This window comes from Streptococcus salivarius, assembly GCF_000785515.1.
Classification (GTDB): Bacteria; Bacillota; Bacilli; order Lactobacillales; family Streptococcaceae; genus Streptococcus; species Streptococcus salivarius.
The window spans coordinates 737,745-761,749 of sequence record NZ_CP009913.1; the positions used below are offsets into that span (position 1 = coordinate 737,745).

Below are 24,005 nucleotides of genomic sequence, written 5' to 3' on the forward strand. Positions count from 1 at the left end.
GAACGTGATAAGTCTTAATTGAAGAATCTAGTAGAAGTCTACAGTAAGGAGTTAAAATATGAAATTTCATGAATTTGGTGATAAAAATTTGCCTCCCATTTTATTGATACACGGTGGGGGTAGTTCTTGGTGGAATTACCTTATGCAAGCTCGTATCTTATCTCATAAATACCATGTCATTCTACCAACACTCAATGGTCACGGAGAGGAGCATCAAAAGGATTATATATCAACGGAAGATTCGGCACAAGAAATTCTGAACTATGTCCGACAGAACTGTGGTGGGAAATTATTTGCTGTGGGTGGAGTTTCTCTTGGTGGTCAAATTGCCATGGAACTTTTGTCCTTAGACAGCGATATAGCTGAGAAAGCTATCATAGACGGAAGTATCTGTATTCCTCAACCAAGGTTGGCGAGATTTAGTATCTTGTTGGTATCTTTATTTGGAAAACTGATGTTCAGTAAATCCTCTTGCAAACTTCAGTTAAGCTTAATGAATAAATTCTATCCCCAATTAGCTTACCCAGACGAGATAAAAAATTATTATATGGAGGATATGCCAAGGACACCTAACAAAACATTAGTGACTATCTATAAGACTTATATGGGGCACTACAAATTGAATAGTAGGATTTCTAAAAGTAAGGCGCAGGTTCTCTATATTTATGGTGAAAAAGAATTGAAATGTGTTAAGGAGTCAGCTAGGTTATTTGAGCAGCTGCATCCCAACACTATTCTGTTTGAAGCAAAGGGTTATAATCACGGCTATTTATCATCCTACCTACCTCAAGAGTGGATTGACTTGGTTGTTCCATTTTTGGAGAATAATAATTGATTATACAAAATAACACCCCACAAGTTATAACTTGTGGGGCATTTTCTTGTATTATTTTTTCACTTACAAAATAACATCTGTTTTTTCAACTTTATAGAGGGCTATTCCCATGATTAGGGTCAAGACGAGAAGAATTAGAACAGCAGGGGTCCAAGAGTTAAAGAGTTGTTGGCTTGAGCCAAATAGGACTGGACCAAGTGCCGCAAAGATATAGCCTCCGGTTTGGGCTAAACCTGATAGTTGGGCTGTTTTTTCAGGGGTGCTAGCCTTCATTGAAAAGGCAACCATCATGTAAGGGAATAGGACACTAGCAGAACTTCCGATTAAGAGGTTAAGGACTAACCAATACACAAAGCTGTTTGTATTGACTAGGAGCATGGCAACTCCGATGAATCCTGCTAGGACGGTAATCACTAGCATCAAATGGCGGTTACGATCAGAAAGTTTAGTGATTAGGCTAGGAACGATCATAGAGAATGGAATACTTGTCAGTGTGAAAACGGAAGCTAGAATTCCGGCATTAGCTTCGCCGACACCAGCTTGAGTGGCCATTGTTGGAAGCCAAGTGATAGTGGTGTAGAAGAAGAGTGACTGTAATCCACCGAAAATCATGATGGCCCAGACTTTGCCGCTCTTATACCAACTGCCTGAATTTTCGCTAGTAGAAGTATCTTGTTCTAAGTAATGATTGTGACGAACATTAGGAAGCCAAACCACAAGAGCCAAGGCACAGACTGCTGTTAATACCCAGACCAAGCCTTGCCATGAGGTTGCCTTAGTGATTGGAACGGCTACCGATGAAGCCACGGCTGTGGACAAGCCCATGGCTGTAATGTAGAGTGTGGTTAAGAATCCTAACTGATTTGGCTCATTAGCCTGAATTAGGCTTGGGAGAAGAACGTTGATAAAGGCAATCCCAGCTCCGACTAAAAGCGTTCCCGCATAAAGAAGAGGAAGGTTGATGGTACGAAGAGCAGAACCAAGGGTCATCACAATTAAAACACCGAGGAAGAGTTTTTCGATACCAAAGCGTTTGGCCCAGCTTGCTGCAAAAGGCGAGAATATGGCAAAGGTCAAAAGAGGCAGACTTGTTAAGAGACCGAGAGAACTGACCTCAACTCCTAGACCAGAAGCAATGTCTGATAAGACAGTTGACAAGGTTGTGAACGGAGCCCGCAAAACGATTCCTAGAAGAAGGATTCCAGGGATTAGAAAATGTGAATGTTTCTGTTTCATAAAGCATCTCCATATTTAATAAGGGTATTCAAATTTATAAGCATATGACACTAATGCGTCACTTCCATCTTACCATAAATGATGAGAGTAATGAAAGCGATTACGATGGATTATCACAAAGAAAAAGAGAGAATCTTTAGTTATAAAATTTTATTCTACTGATTATCTAATAACAGAGTAGGATTTAAAAAAGACTGAACATCTAGTCCAGCCTCTATTCGATGTCTTCTTAAATTTCATATCCCATAAGGAGTCCGCCTTCTTCGGCATAAAAACTACAAAGTCCAGAAGTAGGAAGGACTTCGATGCTTGCATGGGCGAATTTTTCACGAATCAATGCAGAGAATTGCTCGATAAATTTGTTATTGTTGCGGTGAGCAATCGTAATATGTCCACCTGTATAGCCTGCCTTGATCAATTCATCAAAGGCAGCTTTGATAGCTTTCTTTTGGCCACGAGCTTTTTGAAGCAACTCTAGGGTACCAGTCTTACTAGCTTCACCGACCATACGGATATTGAGGAGTCCAACAACGGTGCCAACCAGTTTGCTTAGACGACCATTTTTCACCAAATTATCAACTTTAGCTAAAACAAAGAGCAACTTAGTTTTGGCTTGGTAAGCTGTGATGGCATCAAGGACTTGGTCAAAATCAAGGCCTTCTGCGACTAAGTGATTGAGCTTACGAACGAGCAGGTCGACCTCGCCACCAGCTGATAGACTATCAATGACGTGAATCTTGGTATCAGGATGCTCTTCCAGATAAATTTTCTTAGCAATTTCAGCACTATTATAGCTCCCAGAAAGGGTTCCGGTAATCGTCACAACGATGATATTGTCCGCCCCTTCAAAGGACTTCATGTAGTCATCAGGACTTGGACAAGCAGATTTGGAAGCAGTTGTAGTTGCATACATCTCCTCCATCATTTGATCAATATTGAGTTGGGCATCATCCCTGTAAATGGTTTCGCCCACTTGGATAGTCAAAGGGACACTGACAAACTCCGTATCTGGTGCCAGATTGTCTAAAGAACGGTAGTCACAGCCTGAATCCGCAATAATTTTCCATTTCATAGGTTATACCTCATATCTGCATAATGTACATTGACAAGTGTTTTGTCTTCTTTTACAATTTTATCATGAAGTGCATTGCTATCATAGTAGATCTCATCGGGTGTGACAGATAGAAAGTGAATGTTATGGCAGAAAGAAAAATCTCAGAGAAATCCTTGGAAAATCTGAAACGATTTAACCAAGAAAACAAGGCAATTACACGAGAATCCATCGAAATTTCTCTCCTGCAATTGTTGGAGAAAAAAGACTTTAAAAAGATTACCATATCGGAACTGGTTGAGCGTGCAGGTGTATCCCGAGCTGCCTTTTATCGCAATTATGGTTCCAAGGAAGAGATTTTGAAGTCCATTTTTGAGTCTAGTATTGCAAAGATAACCAAATCTTTAGATGGGTATAATCTCAAGACGGATCTTTACCAAGTCTGGGTTTATCTCCTTAAGGAAGTCAAAAAAGAAGCCAAAATCATCAGTCTTGCCATTGATTACAATTTTGAGCAAGTATTGACCAAGGCTGTTTATGATTTTTTGGAAAAACGAAATGGTAGCTCATCAAATGGTGCCGGTAGCTACCTTAATTCCTTCTGGAGCTCGGCTATTGTTTCAGTAATTTCCAAATGGGTCAAGGATGGCATGAAGACCCCAGCGGAAAAAATCGCCAAGCTCGGTCTCCCGCTTTTTCCACAAAAGAAGAAGTAGTAATCGCCTACTACTACAACTAATTGGAGGTTCTGTATGCCAATTTATGAATTTTGTGCAGAGAATGTCACTCTCTTAGAAAAATCCTTTAAAGCCGGTGCTCAACGCGTGGAGTTGTGTGATAATCTGGCTGTTGGAGGCACGACACCTTCTTATGGTGTCATAAAGGCAGCCGTTGAGCTGGCCAAGGACTATCAGGCTAAAGTGATTGTAATGATCCGTCCACGAGGGGGCGACTTTGTCTATAGCCAGCAGGAATTAGCTATCATGCTAGAAGATATCAAATGTGCGCGTGACTTGGGTGTTGACGGCTTTGCACTAGGGGCTTTGACTTCGGAAAACCAACTCAATACAGAAGCTCTAAAGACCTTGCTAGATGCTAGTCGAGGCTTGGAGGTCACCATGCACATGGTCTTTGACCAGATTCCTAAAGCAGACCAGCCTAGTGCTATCCAGTGGCTTAAGGAACACGGTGTGACGCGTCTGCTCACCCGTGCTGGAACTCCCGAGACTGATTTAGAATCACGCTTGAAACGTTATGCAGAATTGGTTCAGCTAGCAGACGGTCAGTTGGATATTTTAGCAGGAGGTGGTATCTCCGTGACTAATCGTGACCAATTTCTTGCCATACCTGGTCTTGAGCAAGTTCATGGAACACGTGTCGTCTTTTAGATTTACAATGGAACCAGCTTCTTGGCTCGGTTCCTTTTGATTGTTGTGCAATGGGAGGCACTTTGCTTTTCTAGTCATTCTTTGGTAAGCTATTACTATAGCATTAAAAAAATTGGGGGATGTATGTTAGATAATTTGTTAAAAAAGAACCCTATCTTGGGTGTCATTATTTATCCGTTATTAGGGCTAGGAGCTATTTGGCTTGGTCACTATTACTCACAGAGCCTTTCGCTATTGGAAAAAACGGGTGGTCAGATCAAGGTTAATACTTTTGTTTACATTGCCTATCAATTAGGTGGGACTAAACTCGTCATGGTTGCCTTTATTCTCTTTGCCCTCTTCTTTTTCTATTTGGGCTATACCTATCTTAAAAAACTTGGCAATACTCAGAAATAAGGACTATGGTTATCCACGAACTGCAGCTACTTGCTTGCAGTTTTTTTCGTTCCTAACGGCTACCCTGAGGCACTCATTGAGTTTCAATGACATTTTTACACTGCAAAAAGTATTCTGAGAATAAGTAGATGTCAAAATCTGGTATAATGAAGCCAAGGAGGGGCCTATGAAAACTTTGAAAAAACAGACGCTAATTCTTTTATCTATCTCTAGCCTGCTACTTGTCGGTTTAGCAGTTTTTGCACATCTCCACAAAAAAGAGGAGCAAGCAAATTACTCCAACCTTAATAGTAAGGCTAGTATTAGTGAGGTGCGAGCCATACTCTCGAAACATTTGAACAAGGAGAGTGTGGATAACTTTATCAATCTCGTTACTGCTTACAATGACACCGTGGGTTCTGTAGGTCTTTCTGGGAGTTTTGCGCCATTTAGCAAAACAGACTATGATGTGGAAAAAATCAGTAGCCTGTGGACAGCCAAGCATGGTGACTTTATCGGCACCAACTGTCGTATCAACACCTATACGCTACTGAAAGGCAAAATTAAGATTCCACAAGTCAAGAGTGATAGTGAGCTCCTTTTCCAAGATAAGGATGCCATTGACAAGGGCAAGCTCTTTGATGCCAAAGATCAGGAAAATTTTGAGATTCTTTTTTCAAGGGTCAAAACTGAAGCTACCCAAGATGTCAAGGTTCACGCCAAGCATATGGAGGATTACTACAAGCAGTTTACCTTTGATGACAAGGCACGCATGCTGTCGGTCGTTGTCCACGATAATCTGGATGGAAATTCCCTTTTTGTCGGTCACGTCGGAGTCTTGGTACCTACGACAAATGGTTACTTATTTGTCGAAAAATTGACCTTCGAAGAGCCCTACCAAGCCATAAAATTTGCCAGCAAGAAAGACTGCTATAAGTATCTCACAACCAAGTACAAGGACTATACCGGACCAGGTCTAGCCAAACCCTTTATCATGGACAATGACAAATGGGTGGATATGGACTAGCTTAAGGTGAGAAGAAGGTTTTAAATAGGCAAGAAAAAGGAAGCAAGATATGAAAAGAAAACAAGCCTTGTTGCTTTATCTAGTGGGGACCCTTGGGCAGATCTTACTGGTCAGTCTCCATGTTTGGCTGCTAAGAGTAGGAGGAGTTAGGGTTGATTATGGAACTCCAATTGGCCTCTTTACCCTTATCTTAGGTGGTTTGTCATCAGCTATTTGGGGAGGCTATGTTAGCATCCGCTATCATCGCTATAGTGTTAAACAACTTGTCAGAGACTTTTTCCAAGTCAAACAGCCTCTTAGTAATTATCTCTTAGTCCTCATTTTTCTAGGATTGGATTTCTTACCACTGGTCTTGAGTGGAGGGTTGATTATTCAGGCTTGGTATCTCCCCATTATGTTATTTTGCAAAGCCCTTGTCTTTGGTGGAATCGAAGAAATCGGTTGGCGCTATTTTTTCCAGCCTGCTTTGCAAGAAAAGTTGACCTATCTAGTGTCCACGCTCTTTACATTTTTGGCTTGGTCACTATGGCATATCCTTTATTTTTACATTGATGGGTCTCTGGCCACGATTCATTTATTGCCTTTCTTGCTAGGCTTATTAAGCAATTGTTTCATCTTATCCGCCATTTATACAAACACCAGAAGCCTTTGGCTTTGTGTCATGACACATGCGCTTATCAATGCTTTATCGCAACTGTCATCAGCGGAGAGCCTTTGGTTGTCCCTTGTGATTAAGGTGTTGATAATTCTTCTTGCCATGAAAATTGCAAGTAGCAGTATGGAGAAAGTGAAATCCTAAGCTGGCTTCATTTTCATTGCTTCAGTTAGTTATAATTCCCAAGAGTAGTTCAATGACTGCTCTTTTTTTCCACTCAAATGACCTTGCCCATCTTTTTGAGGCATGTTATACTAAAAAGGTATTGTCAAAATTTTCTGACATTACAAGTGGAAAGGAGGTGCTAATGCCTTTTAAAAAAACAAAACACCTTGTTTTTTCCCGCTACCTAAGCCTGCTCTGTTTGCTTCTATTTTTAGTAGTAGCGTCAGTTTTTGTTGCAGTGTCCTTAGGAGCGGTCACTATAGATATAGGTGATACCTATGGTGTCATCCTCAGAAAATTGGGGTTTCCGATTGCCAGTCAAAGCATAGCCAAACCACTTGAAGCTATTATCTGGAATATGCGAGTTCCTAGGGTTATCCTGGGGTTAATAGTTGGTGCAGGCCTTTCCATGTCTGGGAGTGTCATGCAGTCAACCGTCAATAATCCTATTGCTGAGCCCTATATATTAGGAATCTCGGCAGGAGCAACTTTTGGAGCAACCTTGGCCATCATTTTAGGCCTTAAAGCTGTGGTAGGCTTGGGTGCCTTTGTGGGGGCTATCCTAGCGACGGTTCTTGTCTTAATCATTGCCTCTATGCAGGGGAGAGTGACCACATCTGGCCTGATTTTATCTGGAACGGTTGTCAACGCCCTCTTCATTGCCTTTGCCAATTTTATAATCTCTATTGGAGCGACAGCAGACAGTGTCATGACCATTAAGTTTTGGACCATGGGTTCATTGACAGGAACATCTTGGCCAGATTTGATGCTTCCAGCAGTAGTGGTTGGTTTGGCCTTTCTCTTTTTCTCAACTCAGTATCGTGTCTTCAATGCCATGATGATGGGAGATGAAGCAGCTTTGACTTTAGGGATTCCACTTAAACTCTATTGGTATCTTTATATCGCCATCGTTGCGATCATAACGGCCGTCTTGGTTTCTAGTTGTGGTATTATTGGCTTTGTGGGCTTGATTACCCCCCATATTGCTAGAAGTTTAGTCGGGACTAATTATCGTAAGCTTTTTCCAGTAGCAACTCTCCTAGGTTCCTTGTTTGTGGTTTGGGCAGATGTCTTGGCTAGAATCCTCGTTAAAAATGCGGAGTTACCTATCGGTATCTTTACAGCCTTGGTTGGCGCACCTTTCTTTATTTATATTGTGACTAAAAATCGTAGGAAGGTGGTTTAGACTTATGGATGTAAAGTGTAAGGATATTCATTATTCGATTGGAGAGAAAAAAAATCCTAAATGGAGTCTCCCTAAAGGTCGAAGGTGGACAATTCCAGACCATACTAGGACCAAATGGGAGTGGGAAATCAACCTTGCTAAAAACCATTTATCGCCAGTTGAAACCAGATAGCGGTCAGATTTTACTTGATGGTAAAAGCCTAGATCAGGTAAGCCTAAAGGAAACTGCAAAAGAAATGGCTGTTGTGACACAGTTTAACACCCTTCAATTTGATTGCACGGTGGAAGAAATTGTCATGCTTGGCCGAACGCCCCATCTTTCCTTTCTACAAAAAGAATCGGAGCGGGACCACTTGCTCGTCCAGGATGCCCTAGACAAGGTTGGCATGTCTGAAAAGAAGACACGCTATTATTCGTCCTTATCAGGTGGCGAAAAACAAAGAGTTATCCTAGCGCGTGCTTTGGCTCAGGAACCCAAACTTCTTTTATTGGATGAGCCTACCAACCATTTGGATATTAAGTATCAGTTGGAGATGTTGGCCTTGGTTAAGGAACTCGGCATTAATGTTCTCGCAGTTCTCCACGATATTCAATTGGCCTGTCGTTTTTCAGATTATATTTACTTAATGAAAGGGGGTGAGATTGTTGCCCAAGGTGTCCCAAGGGATGCCGTAACCCCACAATCCTTGCAGGCGGTTTATGATGTTCAGAGTCGTATTACTTGGACGGATGACCAGCAGGCAATGATTCAGTATTTATAAGCCTAGGAAAGGAAGGCCTTATGAACAAGAAAACTTTTGGTATCGCATTAATCGCTGCAGCAGTCCTCACATTGACAGCATGCAGTTCTACATATAAAAACAGCACATCATCGTCATCAGCAGCAAAAGAAACGGTGAAAAAGACTAACTCAGAAACCCAGTATCCTTTGACCGTCAAAACTTATGACGATCAAGGAACTGAGCTAGATCAAGTCTTCAAAAAGGCACCAGAAAAGGTTATCACAAACAACCTTTCATCAACGGAAATCTTGATTGAGCTTGGTTTAAAAGACAAGATTGTCGGTATGCTTAACCCTGACAATGAAGTAACCGATAAATATAAGGAAGACATTGCCTCAATCCCACATATCGGTGATAAGAAGACCATCTCTCAAGAAGCCATCTTGGCTTACGGACCTGATGCCCTTATTGGTCGTAACATGATGTTCTCAGACAAATCAATGGGAACCATCAGCACGTGGAACAGCAACGACATTCCCGTCTATACGCAAAAAGCTTCTGTTTCAACAACCAAACAAGATTTGAATAATATCATCGAAGATGTTAAAAATATTGGTGACATTTTCAACGTTCAAGACAAGGCAGACAAGTATGCAGGACAACTCCAAAAGCGTATCGACGCCGTTAAAAAGAAAAACAAGTCTTCTGACAAAGACTTGAAGAAGGCTCTGATCATGTGTGCCTACAACGATGAGACCTTTGGAACTTACAAATCTGCCCTTCAAGAAAGTATGCTTAATCAGCTTGGCTATACCAATGTTGCGACAGGAACATCAGATTTGACTCTGGAAAATCTCGTGTCTATGGAACCAGAATTGATTATCTATGTAACTAGTGACCGTAATAAGGCCATGGACAAGGATGCTACAGACAAGATGGAAAAGAACGCTGTTCTTGAAAATGTACCAGCCGTTAAAAACAAGAAAATCATGACTATTTCTTATGATGAGCTTATGGATTACGGTCCATCTGTGATTGATTCTCTTGAGAAGGTTAATGACTTTGTTAATAAATAAAGACTTTGTCTGCCATGGCATTCGAGTGACGATTGCCCTTCCTGAGTCTTATGATGCTACTAAGACTTATCCAGCTGTTTTTCTGAACGATGGACAACTGGATTATCTGGGAAAACTAGCGGATTCTGTTATCCTGATAGGCCTTGAGCCCAAGAATCGCTTGGATGATTTTACACCTTGGTATGCTCAGGCTTTGAGACCTGGAAGTCCTGATTTTGGTGGCAAGCTAGCCAGCTATCATGACCATCTATTTGGCTATATTTTCAAAAGCATCGCACAGGAGTTTCGACTGGATGAAAGTCGTATGGCTTACGGCGGCTACTCGCTGGGTGGTTTGGCTGCTATTTCCAGTCTTTATAGCAGTGATAAGATGCCTTTTATCTTTTCCATTTGTGGATCCTTTTGGTATTCAGATTTTGTAGATTACTGCCAATCCCATCAGCTTCTTAATAAGTCTTGCTCGGTCTATTTACGTAACGGTTTGACCGAAGGGGCTAATCATAAGAATAGACTGGCCAAGGCTCCTAGCTTTGCCAAAGAAGTACATGAACGCATCAAAAAACAGTGCTTGTCCACTTATTCAGCATTTGACCCCTACGGTCATCATGACCATCTCCAAGAAAGATATGATGCTTTTTCGGACTGGTTGATTGAAGAGTGGAAACTCTGAAATGCTGCTATTGGTGATTGAGTAGGAAAGAGAGAAGAAAAGTAGTGAAGAAGATTCCGACGATGGAATCTCTTCACTACTTTTTGTTATGCTCGAAAACTACCATCACAGTTGATGCTTCCGAAAAGGTTTTAGACATGAATCAAAAAACGCCTTAACTCAGTATATTAAAAGTAATTTACTTACTTTTGACTTATATCCTAACTTCAAAAAGGACAAGACTATTATTGTTGCTGATGCAGTAACTTATATCATTTAAAACTTTTTTTGTTGGAGAAGTAGAAGGGAAAATACTATACTTTGGTGCCTGAGAATACTTCGATATGGTTCCCTAGTATTTTTATATCTACTGGAAGATTATCCGATTTGTCTCCATCAACATCTGACTCTAACTCAACCTCTGAAGAAATCCTAATATTACGCGCTTTGATATATTCGATATTATCGTTACCTACTAGATCCCCTTTTAACAAATCTGGGATAGTCGATAATTTAGAAATGATGGATGCATCTTTTAAAATCAAGATATTTCCATATCCATCTGTATTTTCATCAAATAGTTTTTTGTCTGCATAGTAATTAGATAGAAGAACTAAGACCTGACTAGCTTCACCTTCATAATTGCCATTTTCGCTTTCAATACGAACATTAAATACATCGTCTTCCACAACGGACTTCATCGTATTGATTGCATATGCAAAGATACCGTACTTTGTTTTATCTTCAATATCAACGTTATGAATAGCTTCTGGTAAAGATCCAACACTAAAAATATAGCCAAAATAATTTTGATTAGCTTTTCCAACATCAATGGTTTTAGTAAAATTGAAATCAAGTTCTTCAATCGCTTGATCAATATTTTGGTTGATTTCTAATAGCTTAGTGATTAAATTACCAGTTCCACCAGGAATAATCCCAAGTTTTGGGATGTGATTTTTTTCAGCAATCCCTGAAATAACCTCATTTACAGTACCGTCTCCACCAAAAACAATTACTGCATCATATTTTTCTTTAGAGGCTTTTTCAGCAAATTGAGTTGCATCTTTGGCTTTTTGCGTAATCTTAGTTTCAACATAATCAAAATACTTTTTAGCCTTATTCTCCAAGCTCTCTTTATAATCTAATGCTGTTTCTCCTCCAGAAGTTGGATTAATAATTATCATTACTTTTTTCATTGATATTTTCTCCTATGGACTACTAGTGACAATACTTTTCAACGGTTTCTTATGCTTATCAAATTAATATCTCACATTACTTGTTGTTATTTGGGGATTCTTTTTACTTATCCTTTTCTATTTGTTGAAGATCATCATCGTTTTTATATTGAATGATGTAGTCGACTAATTCTTTTTCAGTTAATCTATCATTTGTTAATTGTGAAACCTGAATCGAGATATTTTTCAAACCATATTCACTTTGTTTGTTAATGATACCTTGTAACTCAGCTTCTGAAAGATATTTACCTGAAATGGTTAGCTTTAGTGTATTGTTTTCTTTACTATATTTCTTTTTCAAAATAGTATGGTTTTCAAATTGATCAGATAGATAATTATTGATAGACTCATTGATTAGCGTATCTCTAACTAAGGTAGTTGCAGAAGCTAAACTTGGAATAATAAGAACAAGCGAGACTAGAATTAATATTTTTCGCATTTTAGAGGCTTTACGATTATGTTTAACATAAGGATTATTAACCATCATCACATTAGTGCCAATATATGTAGCAATCATAATAAAACTGCAGTTAATGGAGAACAAATATGACGCCCCTATCATATACTCAAGATTTCCTGTGGCAATAGAATACCCCACGGTACAAACGGGTGGCATAAGAGCAGTTGCAATGGCGACACCAGGAACAATGTTATTAGCTTCTTTCTTTCGTGCTCCAATAATGCCGGCTAATCCACCGACGAATGCTATTACAACGTCCCAAATTGTGGGCGAAGTTCTAGCAATAATTTCCGTACTTGCGTAAGAAATGGGCGAAAGTAAAAAATAAAGTGTAGAGGCTAAAAGGCTTACTGCAACTTGAATAAAAAGAACTTTAAACGATTTTTTGAGAAGTTTTGTATCTAATATTGCTAACGCAAAACCTACTCCAAGGATAGGTGTCATCAATGGAGAAATCAACATTGCCCCTATGATTGTTGGAATAGAATTCATATTCAAACCAATAGATGCAATCAATATCGCACACAATAAAGTGGTTAAGTCACTTTTTGATAAATCTAAATCCTCATAGATTTTGTCCCTAAATTCTATTAGAGAATAAAGTTTACCATCCTTCAAAACTTTTTCCATAACAGTACTTCCTTTTTGTTAGTATAGTCAACTTTTGAAGAAGTTAATCGGTATCGTTTAATCTCTTTTGTAAGGAAAGGATTTCCTGAAGAAATAACTTTTTAGCTTCGTCCTCTGATGACGTTTCTAAATCGTCAATCATTATTTTTGCAACTTCTTTACGAGAGCTTGTTCCATATTCTTCTTTCAATTCATAATCAATTCTCTCCTCAAAATTGGTATAAGGATATTGACCGAGTAGTGCATTGATACGTTGATCAAATTCATAATCAATCCACCACTTCTCAAACAATTCTTTGAAAGCTTGCAAATCTGGTTCAGAATCCAATAGGGTTAATGCATCCATAAAACCTGTTTTATATCCATTAATTTCTGAGCATAAACCAACGACCTCATCCTTATTAATTTTGGCCAATTCCTGACGCATTTCAAGCAAATCCTTGTCTGCAAAGAGTCGTTCAAAGCCCTCAAGCTGTTTACTAAATTCGTCTAATTTAGTGTAATCCTGACGATTCAATGTTTCTCTAATATCCATATTTATCTCCTTTTTGAATTTTAAAATCCTACTGAAAATAACACAGTATCCTGTGTATGATTTAGGCTTTTTATTGGATGATACTTCATAAAGAAAAAGTGTGTAAGGGTTTACATATTTCAATTATACATTTTATTTCCACTTTCGTCACTCTTACTTCTTAGGGAGTTTTTTTAACGTTTTAATTGGCTAAAAATCTTATGGTCATACCACCATAATCAAAGTTTTTATTGATGAATCATTCAATTATAAGAATGGTCTGATAATAATAACTATATATGTAGAGTATTTACAAAACTGTTCAAAAAACTACAAGAATCATAACATAAACATACTTGCAAATCTATGCAATCGTTTGCAAAAACGATTAACAATTTTCATTCTATTTATTTGTAAGCGCAAACATTTTCATTGACTTATCAATTTGATTAACTTATACTGTTATTAACAGGTATATACTAACATTAATCTTATGATTGTTAAGATTAATATAAAAAATGTTTTAGCTAAAATGTAACTCTTTAGATTGTTTGATTTTCCAAACAACCTAACTTTCCTCAATTTAGAAAGGGGGAGACATTATGCTTTGGGCTATTATCGTAGGAGGCTTTATCGGTCTTATTGCAGGTGGAATCACTAAAAAGGGAGGCTCCATGGGAATAATCGCTAATATCTTTGCAGGTTTAGTCGGTTCATCTGTTGGACAATCACTTTTCGGTACATGGGGACCTAGTCTAGCTGGAATGGCATTAGTTCCATCAATCTTAGGAGCAGTCATTGTTGTTGCAGTAGTATCATTTTTCCTAGGGAAAAAAGAATGAACTTGAATCTTTTTGACAGGAATATATTAAAGTTCAAATTCTGTTGATGAAAGGATTCAATATGTCAAAAACCAAAAAAATACTTTACCTTATTTTATGTATTTTAATCTTGACAATTTTGATTCCTATTTTGCTAGATTATCATAAAGTCAGTGGCTTAGGACTTCATTTAGTTGATTGGAAACAAATTTCCTTTTTAGACTTTTATCTTTCAAGATATATTTTCTGGGGTGCTCTAGTACTTTCAGCTGTAGTGTTGTTTCTAATGCTTGTTACACTCTTTTATCCTAAACAATATTTAGAGATTCAATTACCTGATGTTGATGGTGAACTAAAATTAAAAAATTCAGCTATTGAAGGATTTGTTCGTTGTGTGGTTGCTAATCACAATTTTATAAAGGATCCTACTATTAAGGTAAACAGTCGTAAGAATAAATGTTTAGTTCACGTAGAAGGACAAATGCTTCCATCAGACAACATTATTAAACGAACTCAAATAATTAAAGATGAGATTGCTGATGGATTGACACAGTTTTTTGGAATGAATCATCGTGTAAAACTGTATATTTCTGTAAAAGAATACAAGCCAAAACCACCACGTAAAAAAACTGTTAGTCGTGTAAAGTAAGGAAGTAAAAAATGGAATGGTTTAAAAAATACCAATATCCATTTCTTTCCGGATTGGCGGGTGTTATCTTAGCTTGCTTCATCCTATCCTATGGTTTTTTTAAGACTTTATTTGTCTTGATTTGCGCCACTCTAGGAGTTGGAATTGGATATTATATTCAACAAAAACAATTATTTAAATAGTAAAGGAGATTCATATGTCAAAAGTAGAAAAAAAAGTAGAAGAAGTAAAAGGCGAATTGACCTACGAAGATAAAGTCATTCAAAAAATTATTGGTCTTTCTTTAGAAAATATTCCAGGTTTGCTGGCTATTGATGGAGGCTTTTTCTCAAACCTAACTGAAAAACTTATCAATACTGATAACGTTGCAAGTGGAGTCAATGTTGAAGTTGGTAAAGAGCAAGTTGCTGTTGATTTGAACGTAATTGTCGAATATCAAAAGAATGTTCCTGAACTATACAAGAAAATCAAAGAGGTTGTTGTTTCAGAAATTTCTAAGATGACTGATTTGGAAGTGGTTGAAGTTAATGTAGATGTTGTTGATATCAAGACTAAAGAGCAACATGAAGCAGACTCAGTAAGCCTACAAGATCGAGTAACTGGAGTTGTTGAATCAACAAGTGAATTTACTTCCGATAAGTTTGAAAGCGCAAAACAGGGATTGAGTGATGGCTTCTCAGCTGCAAAGGAAAAAGTTAGTGAGGGTGTTGAAGCTGTCTCTGAAGCGACTGCTAATGCAGAACCAAGAGTTCACTAAATTCTTTTATGCCTAAAAAAAATTTAAATGAATTGTTTAAAAACGTTCATTTTCAATAATCTGATTTTCCAATGGAGGGTAACACTATGTCAGTAGAAGAAAAACTTAATCAAGCTAAAGGCGCTATTAAAGAAGGTGTCGGAAAAATTACTGATGATAAAAAAACTGAAAAAGAAGGAGCTGCTGAAAAAGTAGTTTCAAAAGTTAAAGAAGTTGCTGAAGATGCCAAAGAGGCTGTTGAAGGGGCTATCGAAGGCGTTAAAAATATGGTTAAAAAGGACGATAAATAATTCTAAAATCGATTGATTTTTCACTTAAAACATGGAAATTGCTCTACAAGAAATTTAAGGTTGTTTTACTCCTAACTACTCACTTTTAAAACAACACCAAAAACTATGACAAATCCTTAACATTACAATATTACTCAGGTGAAAAATCAGCTTTCTTTAGATTAATTAAAATTCCTTTGTAATTCCATATACAAATTCTTTCTCATACATAGTAAAAGCACTCTAATTTCTATAGTTTTATACAAGCTATAGACGCTAGAGTGTTTTTTATAACATTTTGAAGAATTATTTAATGATTAGGGGAGATTTGTATTTATCTAGTGTCTATAAAAATCAGCAAAGTATAAGTGCTGACGTCATCCCGAATAGGGAATGGCAAACGTTTGCATTACTTGTGAATATTTTCATTACAAAGATATCACATTTTCAGTGAATTACTTGATTTTCATAAGTATTAGTTTTATAATTAAAGTATAGAAAACGCTTTCAAAAACATCTCCGAGTTTTTGTCCTACTTGAAGTGGTTCGGCTAACAGCCGACTTCCATTCTAGAAAGGAGTATTGTTTTGAGTCAATGTGATATTCTCATTATAGGGGCAGGTCCTGGTGGTTATGTTGCTGCTGAAGAAGCTGCCCGTTTAGGTAAAAAGGTAACTGTCATTGAGAAAAACTCCATAGGTGGCACCTGTTTGAACGTTGGCTGTATCCCATCCAAAGCCTATCTTGAACATGCCCATTGGCTATTAGCTGCTAAAGAAGCCTCTCAGTATGGAGTAACAATTTTAAATGATAATCTTGATTTTCAAAAACTTGTTGCTCGCAAAGATCAAGTCGTAGCAACACTACAGTCTGGTATTCAATCAAGTTTTAAACAATTAGGTATCACCTATATTGAAGGTGAGGCAGCTTATATTTCTGATAAAACCTTCCAAGTTAATGGTGAAAGAGTCTCAGGTAAGTCTGTTATTTTGGCGACGGGGAGTCATCCATTTATTCCTCCAATTCCTGGTATTAACGATGTTGACTACTTGACAACAGATAACTTTTTCAACTTAAAGGAACTTCCTCAACGTTTGATTATCATTGGTGGAGGTATTATTTCCGTTGAGTTAGCTTTTGCCATGGCTCCACTTGGTGTGGATGTGACAGTGATAGAGGTTGCACCAACAATTTTAGCAACTGAAGATGACGAAGCACGTTCCATTATTAGAGAAAAGATGGAACAACTTGGAATTACCATTTTGGAGGGAGTTAGCATAGATAGGGTTAAAGAAAATGCTGTAATTTTAGCGGATGGCAAGTCCTACTCTTATGATAACTTACTTGTAGCAACTGGGCGTAAGCCAAATATTGAGTTAGCTCAAATGATGGGCTTGGAGCTGACCGAAAAAGGCTTTATTAAGGTAGATAGTTATTACGAGTCATCTCAATCAGGTGTTTATGCGATTGGGGATTTGATTCCTGGATATATGTTAGCTCATGTTGCTAGTAGCGAGGGAATCAAAGCTGTTCGAGCCATTTGTCGTCAGGCTGAGGAACCGGTTGATAATTCAAGTGTTCCACGGTCGCTCTTTACAACGCCGGAGATTGCTTCCTTTGGCTTGTCAGAAGAGGAGGCGGTACAACAAGGATATGATATATCAGTTGGTCAACTTCCTTATGTTTATAATGGTCGAGCCATTGCGTCTAATTCAGCAAAGGGGTTTGTTAAAATTGTCTCCGAAAAACGCTATCATCTACTATTAGGTGCCGTTATCGTTGGTCCACATGCAACTGATATTCTACAATCCTTGATTGTCTTGAAAGATGCTGAAGGAACACTTGATCAGCTTGATAAGACAATTTTTGCACATCCAACAATTTCTGAGTTGGTTCAGGAAGTTGCAAGACTGGTTTTAAGGTCCTAAGGTCGATGGATAGGTTTAGCACAGCCATTTTCATTTTTTCAAATCTATATATCTGTCAATAATATTTGTTTTTTATAAAGCTCTCTATAGAAGGAGGAAACAATATGACACATTATCAAGAATTGCCACAAGCCCTAATGAAAGAAAAACATCAGGGACAAACCTTAACCAAGGAAGAAGTTAAGGTTCAAACTGCCCATGATCTTGGTGTGGAAAATGTTTCAAAAGAAGAGGCTAAATCCATGTATAAGACTATGTGGGATATTCGAAATTTTGAAGAAAATGCACGACATTTCTTTTCAATCGGTCAAATTCCAGGATTTGTTCACCTTTACTCAGGTGAGGAAGCTATTGCGACTGGGGTATGTGCTAACTTGACTGATAAAGACTACATTACTAGCACACATCGAGGACATGGACACTGTGTGGCTAAAGGTGGAGACCTTAAAAAAATGATGGCTGAAATCTTTGGTAAGTCTACTGGGCTTGGTAAAGGTAAGGGTGGCTCTATGCATATCGCTGACTTGGATAAAGGAATCCTTGGTGCTAATGGTATGGTAGGTGGAGGCTTTGGTCTTGCGACTGGGGCGGCTATGCGCAACAAATATCTAAAGACTGATGATGTTGCTGTATGTTTCTTTGGTGATGGTGCTGCCAATGAAGGTAATTTTCATGAGTGTTTAAACATGGCCTCTATTTGGAATCTACCTGTGGTATTTGTAAATGAAAACAACCTTTTTGCAGAATCAACACCACAATGGTATTCATCAGGTTCTCCAACAATTGCTGAACGTGCACAAGCTTACAATATGCCTGGAGTTCGCGTTAATGGTAAGGACTTATTTGCTGTTTATCAAGTGGCTAAAGAGGCCATTGAACGTGCGCGTCGTGGAGATGGTCCAACGTTAATTGAAGCTATTACTTATCGTAACCATGGCCATTTCGAAGGAGATGAGCAAAAATACAAAGCACCAGATGGAATCGAAAAAGAATGGGCAGATGTGGATGCCTTGGAAGTATTTCGTGACCTGGTAACTGAAAAGGGTATCCTTAGCCAAGATGAATTGGATGAGATTGTTGCCCAATCACAAAAAGATGTTGAAGATGCAATCCACTTTGCTCAAGAGAGCCCAATTCCAAAAGAAGAAGCTCTCTACGAAGACGTATTTGCAGACTGATTGAGGAGGATTCATAATGACTAGAGAAACATTATTTATGAAAGCCATCAATGAAGGGCTCGATCAAGCCATGGAAAGAGACGAGCGAGTTGTTCTCCTTGGAGAGGATATCTCAGGTGGTGTTAATGTTGAACACTTAGAAAATAATAACGAGGATGCCTGGGGCGGTGTCATGGGGATCACACGAGGATTGATGCCGAAATATGGCAGGGAACGTGTTATTGATACTCCGATTTCTGAGCACGGCTATTTATCAGCTTCAGTGGGGATGGCGCTTACGGGACTAAGACCTGTACCAGAGTTGATGTTTAATGATTTTATTGGATTCTGTTTTGATGCCCTATTAGGACAGGCTTCTAAGATGCGTTACATGTTTGGCGGTAAAGCTAAAGTTCCCATGGTTGTTCGTACTATGCACGGGGCAGGTGCCTCAGCTGCTGCGCAACACTCTGGATCCTATTACGGTTTATTTGGATCGATTCCTGGTATTAAGGTGGTCGTTCCTGCTACCCCTTATGATGCCAAAGGATTACTCCTAGCATCAATAGAGGATGATAATGTAGTTATCTTTTCTGAAGACAAGACTTTATATGGACTAAAAGGGGAAGTGCCAGAAGAATACTATACTGTACCAATTGGTAAGGCTGCCGTTCGTAGAGAAGGTAAGGATTTAACAATTGTGACAATTGGTAAGATGTTGTACGTAGCCTATGAGGTCGCCGACCGCTTGGCAAAAGACAACATTTCTGTAGAAGTGATTGATCTTCGTACAGTTGCTCCATGGGATGAAGAAACAGTGTTAAATTCCGTGAAGAAAACTGGTCGTTTAATTATTGTGGATGAGGCAAATCCACATAACAATACTGCAACTGATATTGCATCTGTAGTTTCAGATAAAGCATTTGATTATCTTGATGGACCAGTGAAATGTGTTTGTGCACCAAATACTCCTGTTCCATTTGCGACAAACTTAGAACAAGCCTATATCCCGGATGCGGATAAGGTTTTGAAAGTAGCTGATGAATTGATTCAGGACTTGAAAGGATAGGAGGGCGCTTATGGCAACAGAAATTTTAATGCCCAAGCTCGGCCTAACCATGACTGAAGGACTCATTCAAAAGTGGTTGGTCCAAGTTGGTGATACAGTAACAAGTGGTCAGCCTTTATTGGAAATTAGTTCTGAAAAATTGACTAGTGAAGTCGAATCCCCTGCTTCTGGGGTTGTTCTAGACATTGTGCATGATGAAGGTGCTACAGTTAAATGTAAGGAAGTCGTTGGATGGGTTGGTCAGGAAGGAGAAAATGTAGGAACCCAAGAAGCTCCTGCACAAGAGGAAGCTCCAACTGAAGTCGCTAAAGATTCAACACCGCCTAGTCCTAAATCTACTACAGCACCTATAGCTCGTACTAGTGGGGAACGAATTTTCATTACACCGGTGGCTCGTAAGATGGCTGCTGAGAAAGGCTATGATATCTCCCTTATTAAAGGGACAGGTGGAAATGGTCGTATTACAAGACGTGATGTAGAAGCTTACCAACCAAGTCTTGTTGTTGATAAGGTCGTTGAACCTCTACCACAAGATATGACCTCAGGTCAATACGGTGAGGGACTCCAAGGCATGCGTAAGATTATTGCCGAACGTATGATGAACAGTCTTCATTCTTCTGCTCAAGTGACACTCCATCGTAAGGCTGATTTAACTGAACTTTTGAAATTCCGTAAAGAACTTAAGGCCAAGGTCCATACTCCACTTGAAAATGGTGAACTAGGTATCACAACTCTATTAACTAAAGCAGTAACCAAAGCTTTGAGAGATTTTCCAGCTTTGAATGCTTGGTATGGCGGCGGCATTCATCAGATTCAAGAACGCATTCATATTGGTATGGCAACAGCTTTGGATGATGGTTTGGTTGTCCCTGTGATTCGAGACGCAGACCGTATGACTTTAGCAGATCTTGGTCAAAGCATTAAGACTCTGGCTAATCAAGCTCGAAAAGGTACACTTCCATCTGACCTATATAGTGGTTCTACTTTCTCAATTACGAACCTAGGAGGGCCAGGTGTAGAATACTTCACACCAATCCTTAACTCCCCAGAGGTGGCAATTCTTGGAGTAGGAGCAACTCAACAAGCTTTAGCATTTAATGAGGAGGGAGAGGTTGTTCAAAAAGACTATCTTCCATTGAGTCTGAGCTTCGACCATCAAATCATCGATGGCCTTCCAGCAGCTGAATTTTTAGCACAAGTTATATCTTATCTTGAAGACCCGTATCTCCTTATTTTCTAGTGGATTTAAATTTTGCAAGGTTAAGATTATCAACTAATAGACATATTATAGGTTAAAATATAAAGTTTTTTGCTAACCTTGTCTAGCTCAATAGCTAGCGTAAAGCTTACACAGAGAGAAGACTAACTTAGTCTTCTCTTTTCGTGTTGCTAAGGGGAGAGCTTTTCTTAAGTCAAGTGGGAATTTGTCTATCAATTTCCTAATGTCTTTTAATAACAATGTACAAAACCCATTTGTGATTTTGCCTTTCTTCAATCTTTGAAAAGCCAATACTTGTTAATAACTGACTCAATTCAGAACTTGTTCCATAATCTGTCATATGATACTGTATTTTTTCTTTTTCGGAAGCAATAATCAGAGTAGAATGATTGGACATGACTCGATAGATTTCCTGAAAGCTTTGTTTTAAATCTATCCAGAAAATATGGGTCTGAATGGCAAAGACAAGATCAAAATAATGATTTTGGTAGGGAAGGTTTTCGACATTGCCAACCATCAGCTGGACACTATCATTTTCTATTGACTTTAAAAGCATCCGTCTAGCAGTTTGATAAGACTCCTTGGAAATATCAATGCCATGAATGTCAAGATTTTTATCTAAAGCAAGTAGGTTTTTGATAGTGCTACCACCGCCATAACCGACTTCTAAAATACGACTATTGTTAGGGATAGTGGTTTGTTTTATTGCCCAAAGGCTGAGTTCCTTAAAATAGGACGACCAGATGTTGGTAATCACTCGGCCAACAAGACCACTCGGATTTATAGATTGCTTTATAAGATATTGAATGAGCATGTTCCCTCCCATTTTTGAAAATAAAGTTTGAAATATAGATGGTTTAAATTCAAACTTTATTATAGAGAAAGCAAGTAAGAATAGCAAGGAAAAATGAAATATATACTCATATATTTCAAACTTATGCTACAATTGGTAATAACAGAGGTATTCACATGAATCAATATCAAAAGACGACTGAGAAAAAGCAGCAAGCGATTATTCAAGCAGCTTTGCGTTTGTTTAAAGACAAAGGTTTTAAACAAACGAGTATAAAATCTATTGCAGAGGCAGCAGAAGTATCTCCTGTTTCTATCTACAATTATTTCGGGAGCAAAGATAATTTGGTGGCTCTCTGTGTTAATGACTTGTTTGAAGAAATAACCCAACAAGCTGAGGACATTTTAAATAGCAATCTAGATTTTAAAACAAAATTAGACCATGCTTTTGCCCTATGTCAGGAGAAAATGAGTCAGCAAATCTCGGACTATTTTCAAGATAAAATGGTGGAAGATTCTGTTTTCTCAACTCTCCTAACGAAAGCAATCACTGCAAAAAAAGGTGACATCTATCGTGCTTATATTCATCTCGGAAAAGCAGAGGGCCTTATTGCTGAAGACCTATCGACAGAGCTTATCTTAAATGTCATGGATGCTCTTAATGGTATGGGAAATCAATTAGCCCATAGTGACAATTTAGAGACAGAGGTTGAGCAGATTCATCAGATCTTTTTGTACGGTATTTTAGGAAAAAAGAAATCATGATTTTCCTAATTCTATTATTGTTCACAGCTAGCAACATCCCATCCCAATCAGTTGTATATTCTCATGCATGGGTCTAAAATTTACTATATAAAGATAAAGAGGAGCAAGTTATGGAATTAAAAGATTTCACAGAACAAGAACAAAAGCAAATCGAAAAAGGTTTGAGCACAGCTGAGATTTCTGATAAGGAAGCGGCTAAGAAGTTACTCGCTCTCGTACCACAAGAATGGATTAAACGCATTCCTTTCTTTGTCAGAGGGCATGCGACGACTAAGACAGTCGAGCGTGTAGCCAAGCAATATCCTGAACTTTATGCAGTGGCTAAGCGCCAAGGGAACCTTCCTGAAAAAGAGAGAGAAGAGTTACGTAAGATTATGACAGACATCTTTGAAGAAAAGATGAACAAACACAAGATTAAATAAGATTTTTAAAGACAATCTGTTTATTTCTACAATTACGAATCAACCTTCCATAAAAAAGAGATACTGTCAATTTTACCATCCCGTTACGGAGAAAAAATGAGAAAATTTATTTCAAAACAATCAGTCGCTATCTGGTATGCACTGTCTGCCCTCTTTGCTACATATATAGTAGGGCAAGTTATCCTATGGTGTTTCCCAGACAGGAGTAGTCTGGGTACCTCACTACTGTTTATCCTAATGAACTGTGTTCCCCTGATTATGGCGGCTGTCTTTTCTCTTGTGTTGAGTGAAGTCAAATCCTTGGGTGAATTCTTCAAGAAGGTCTTTCTTCAAAAAGAAAGTCCCCTGTCCTGGATTCTAGCTCTCTTCATTCCAGTCATCTACTATGGAATCTCATTCTTTCTCAGGAATGTTAGCTTTACTGGGAACACCCTCTTGGCCTTCTTACTATATTTTCCCTGGACCTTTTTATATGGGGGGCTGGAAGAAGTAGGTTGGCGTTGGTTTTTACAAGAACATCTTTACTTTAGTAAGCACTTTATAACTAAAATGATGGTTCTTTCCCTTGTCTGGTTCCTCTGGCATATCCCTATCTATCAACTCCCTTGGATTACAGCAGTTTCCTCCAACTATCTCATTTTTTACCTGATGATTTTAGGAAATACTTTTCTATTTGGAGCTCTCAAAGAGTATTCAAAAGGAGCTGCTCCTTGTATCCTTGCCCATATGCTGATCGATAGTCTGGCTGTCCTTATGCTAGTTCAGAGTTCTCTTACTCAGATTATCCTTCTGGTTATTTGCGAAATCCTAATAGCCTCTTGGCTGGTGGCGGTACGAAAATCATAGAAATAGAGTTGAATCTCCCACTGAATTTCGGTGGGAGCTTTTCTTTCCTATCTGTTGATATAATGACACAGTTTCATTTTTAGGAGGTGACTCGTTTGGCCAAGGAT

Annotated in this window: 27 protein-coding genes and 1 pseudogene; 22 read left to right on the forward strand and 6 right to left on the reverse strand. The window is 38.5% G+C overall.

The annotated features are described in order from the left end of the window. Positions 1 to 58 precede the first annotated feature (58 nt). Positions 59 to 835: an alpha/beta fold hydrolase gene (locus SSAL8618_RS03695; RefSeq protein WP_038675670.1), complete on the forward strand. Its 777-nt coding sequence runs from the start codon at positions 59 to 61 to the stop codon at positions 833 to 835. Between the two features lie 63 nt (positions 836 to 898). On the opposite strand, the gene SSAL8618_RS03700 is transcribed toward SSAL8618_RS03695, so the two are convergent. Then, a complete protein-coding gene (locus tag SSAL8618_RS03700) occupies positions 899 to 2,071 on the reverse strand; it encodes an MFS transporter (RefSeq protein ID WP_038675671.1) in 1,173 nt (390 codons plus the stop codon). A 229-nt stretch (positions 2,072 to 2,300) separates the two neighbouring features. Beyond that, on the reverse strand, positions 2,301 to 3,143 hold the full coding sequence (locus SSAL8618_RS03705; RefSeq protein ID WP_038675672.1) for a DegV family protein: 843 nt from the start codon (positions 3,141 to 3,143) through the stop codon (positions 2,301 to 2,303). Positions 3,144 to 3,268: 125 nt separating this feature from the next. Here SSAL8618_RS03705 and SSAL8618_RS03710 point away from each other — a divergent pair, with 125 nt between their 5' ends. The 9 genes and pseudogenes from SSAL8618_RS03710 (at position 3,269) to SSAL8618_RS03750 (ending at position 10,386) form a co-directional block, all read left to right on the forward strand. Beyond that, positions 3,269 to 3,838, forward strand: coding sequence for a TetR/AcrR family transcriptional regulator (locus SSAL8618_RS03710; RefSeq protein ID WP_021144459.1), 570 nt, complete (start codon positions 3,269 to 3,271; stop codon positions 3,836 to 3,838). Positions 3,839 to 3,874: 36 nt separating this feature from the next. Then, entirely contained in the window at positions 3,875 to 4,510 is a 636-nt protein-coding gene (locus SSAL8618_RS03715; protein ID WP_038675673.1) for a copper homeostasis protein CutC, read from the forward strand. Between the two features lie 123 nt (positions 4,511 to 4,633). Next, a complete protein-coding gene (locus tag SSAL8618_RS03720; RefSeq protein ID WP_038675674.1) occupies positions 4,634 to 4,906 on the forward strand; it encodes a hypothetical protein in 273 nt (90 codons plus the stop codon). Positions 4,907 to 5,072: 166 nt separating this feature from the next. Beyond that, the gene (locus SSAL8618_RS03725; RefSeq protein ID WP_038675675.1) at positions 5,073 to 5,912 is read left to right on the forward strand and encodes a DUF4300 family protein; all 840 of its coding nucleotides are present in this window, start codon (positions 5,073 to 5,075) and stop codon (positions 5,910 to 5,912) included. 49 nt (positions 5,913 to 5,961) lie between these two features. Beyond that, complete coding sequence (locus SSAL8618_RS03730) at positions 5,962 to 6,711, forward strand: CPBP family intramembrane glutamic endopeptidase (protein ID WP_038675676.1); 750 nt, start codon at positions 5,962 to 5,964, stop codon at positions 6,709 to 6,711. Between the two features lie 163 nt (positions 6,712 to 6,874). Further along, on the forward strand, positions 6,875 to 7,918 hold the full coding sequence (locus SSAL8618_RS03735; RefSeq protein WP_038676990.1) for a FecCD family ABC transporter permease: 1,044 nt from the start codon (positions 6,875 to 6,877) through the stop codon (positions 7,916 to 7,918). 4 nt (positions 7,919 to 7,922) lie between these two features. Beyond that, positions 7,923 to 8,679: pseudogene (locus SSAL8618_RS03740) on the forward strand (ABC transporter ATP-binding protein). Between the two features lie 20 nt (positions 8,680 to 8,699). After that, positions 8,700 to 9,716, forward strand: a complete 1,017-nt coding sequence (locus SSAL8618_RS03745) for an ABC transporter substrate-binding protein (RefSeq protein ID WP_021144450.1) — start codon at positions 8,700 to 8,702, stop codon at positions 9,714 to 9,716. Continuing rightward, positions 9,697 to 10,386 (forward strand): alpha/beta hydrolase-fold protein, encoded by a 690-nt coding sequence (locus SSAL8618_RS03750; protein WP_038675677.1) that lies wholly within the window; start codon positions 9,697 to 9,699, stop codon positions 10,384 to 10,386. The genes SSAL8618_RS03745 and SSAL8618_RS03750 overlap by 20 nt, the downstream gene beginning before the upstream one ends. Before the next feature lie 293 nt (positions 10,387 to 10,679). Here SSAL8618_RS03750 and SSAL8618_RS03755 read toward each other — a convergent pair whose 3' ends face one another. From SSAL8618_RS03755 to SSAL8618_RS03765, 3 genes are all read right to left on the reverse strand, one after another. Next, the gene (locus SSAL8618_RS03755; protein WP_038675678.1) at positions 10,680 to 11,561 is read right to left on the reverse strand and encodes a diacylglycerol/lipid kinase family protein; all 882 of its coding nucleotides are present in this window, start codon (positions 11,559 to 11,561) and stop codon (positions 10,680 to 10,682) included. Between the two features lie 103 nt (positions 11,562 to 11,664). Continuing rightward, the gene (locus SSAL8618_RS03760; RefSeq protein ID WP_038675679.1) at positions 11,665 to 12,690 is read right to left on the reverse strand and encodes a DUF389 domain-containing protein; all 1,026 of its coding nucleotides are present in this window, start codon (positions 12,688 to 12,690) and stop codon (positions 11,665 to 11,667) included. A 43-nt stretch (positions 12,691 to 12,733) separates the two neighbouring features. Further along, a complete protein-coding gene (locus tag SSAL8618_RS03765; RefSeq protein WP_038676992.1) occupies positions 12,734 to 13,105 on the reverse strand; it encodes a hypothetical protein in 372 nt (123 codons plus the stop codon). Between the two features lie 701 nt (positions 13,106 to 13,806). Between SSAL8618_RS03765 and SSAL8618_RS03770 the strand changes: the two genes are divergently transcribed. The 9 genes from SSAL8618_RS03770 to SSAL8618_RS03810 all read left to right on the forward strand — a co-directional run bounded on the left by SSAL8618_RS03770 (position 13,807) and on the right by SSAL8618_RS03810 (position 21,094). Further along, on the forward strand, positions 13,807 to 14,046 hold the full coding sequence (locus SSAL8618_RS03770; RefSeq protein ID WP_038675680.1) for a GlsB/YeaQ/YmgE family stress response membrane protein: 240 nt from the start codon (positions 13,807 to 13,809) through the stop codon (positions 14,044 to 14,046). A gap of 61 nt (positions 14,047 to 14,107) precedes the next feature. After that, complete coding sequence (gene amaP, locus SSAL8618_RS03775) at positions 14,108 to 14,674, forward strand: alkaline shock response membrane anchor protein AmaP (protein WP_038676994.1); 567 nt, start codon at positions 14,108 to 14,110, stop codon at positions 14,672 to 14,674. An 11-nt stretch (positions 14,675 to 14,685) separates the two neighbouring features. Next, positions 14,686 to 14,856, forward strand: coding sequence for a DUF2273 domain-containing protein (locus SSAL8618_RS10330; protein ID WP_038675681.1), 171 nt, complete (start codon positions 14,686 to 14,688; stop codon positions 14,854 to 14,856). A gap of 14 nt (positions 14,857 to 14,870) precedes the next feature. Then, entirely contained in the window at positions 14,871 to 15,431 is a 561-nt protein-coding gene (locus SSAL8618_RS03785; RefSeq protein ID WP_038675682.1) for an Asp23/Gls24 family envelope stress response protein, read from the forward strand. Positions 15,432 to 15,517: 86 nt separating this feature from the next. Next, a complete protein-coding gene (locus SSAL8618_RS03790; RefSeq protein WP_038675683.1) occupies positions 15,518 to 15,721 on the forward strand; it encodes a CsbD family protein in 204 nt (67 codons plus the stop codon). A 566-nt stretch (positions 15,722 to 16,287) separates the two neighbouring features. Then, on the forward strand, positions 16,288 to 17,628 hold the full coding sequence (gene lpdA / locus SSAL8618_RS03795) for a dihydrolipoyl dehydrogenase (protein ID WP_038675684.1): 1,341 nt from the start codon (positions 16,288 to 16,290) through the stop codon (positions 17,626 to 17,628). Positions 17,629 to 17,732: 104 nt separating this feature from the next. After that, positions 17,733 to 18,806: a thiamine pyrophosphate-dependent dehydrogenase E1 component subunit alpha gene (locus SSAL8618_RS03800; RefSeq protein ID WP_014634179.1), complete on the forward strand. Its 1,074-nt coding sequence runs from the start codon at positions 17,733 to 17,735 to the stop codon at positions 18,804 to 18,806. 16 nt (positions 18,807 to 18,822) lie between these two features. Beyond that, positions 18,823 to 19,854 carry an alpha-ketoacid dehydrogenase subunit beta gene (locus tag SSAL8618_RS03805; RefSeq protein WP_002890539.1) on the forward strand — a complete coding sequence of 344 codons (1,032 nt, stop codon included), beginning with the start codon at positions 18,823 to 18,825 and terminating at the stop codon, positions 19,852 to 19,854. A 10-nt stretch (positions 19,855 to 19,864) separates the two neighbouring features. Then, the gene (locus SSAL8618_RS03810; RefSeq protein WP_038675685.1) at positions 19,865 to 21,094 is read left to right on the forward strand and encodes a dihydrolipoamide acetyltransferase family protein; all 1,230 of its coding nucleotides are present in this window, start codon (positions 19,865 to 19,867) and stop codon (positions 21,092 to 21,094) included. A 199-nt stretch (positions 21,095 to 21,293) separates the two neighbouring features. Here the strand turns inward: SSAL8618_RS03810 and SSAL8618_RS03815 are convergent, their stop codons facing one another. Continuing rightward, entirely contained in the window at positions 21,294 to 21,887 is a 594-nt protein-coding gene (locus tag SSAL8618_RS03815) for a class I SAM-dependent methyltransferase (protein ID WP_038675686.1), read from the reverse strand. Between the two features lie 155 nt (positions 21,888 to 22,042). Between SSAL8618_RS03815 and SSAL8618_RS03820 the strand changes: the two genes are divergently transcribed. From SSAL8618_RS03820 to SSAL8618_RS03830, 3 genes are all read left to right on the forward strand, one after another. Next, positions 22,043 to 22,630, forward strand: coding sequence for a TetR/AcrR family transcriptional regulator (locus SSAL8618_RS03820; RefSeq protein ID WP_038675687.1), 588 nt, complete (start codon positions 22,043 to 22,045; stop codon positions 22,628 to 22,630). Between the two features lie 110 nt (positions 22,631 to 22,740). After that, on the forward strand, positions 22,741 to 23,052 hold the full coding sequence (locus SSAL8618_RS03825; RefSeq protein ID WP_038675688.1) for a hypothetical protein: 312 nt from the start codon (positions 22,741 to 22,743) through the stop codon (positions 23,050 to 23,052). A 96-nt stretch (positions 23,053 to 23,148) separates the two neighbouring features. Continuing rightward, positions 23,149 to 23,898, forward strand: coding sequence for a CPBP family intramembrane glutamic endopeptidase (locus SSAL8618_RS03830; RefSeq protein ID WP_038675689.1), 750 nt, complete (start codon positions 23,149 to 23,151; stop codon positions 23,896 to 23,898). The last annotated feature ends 107 nt before the right edge of the window (positions 23,899 to 24,005 follow it).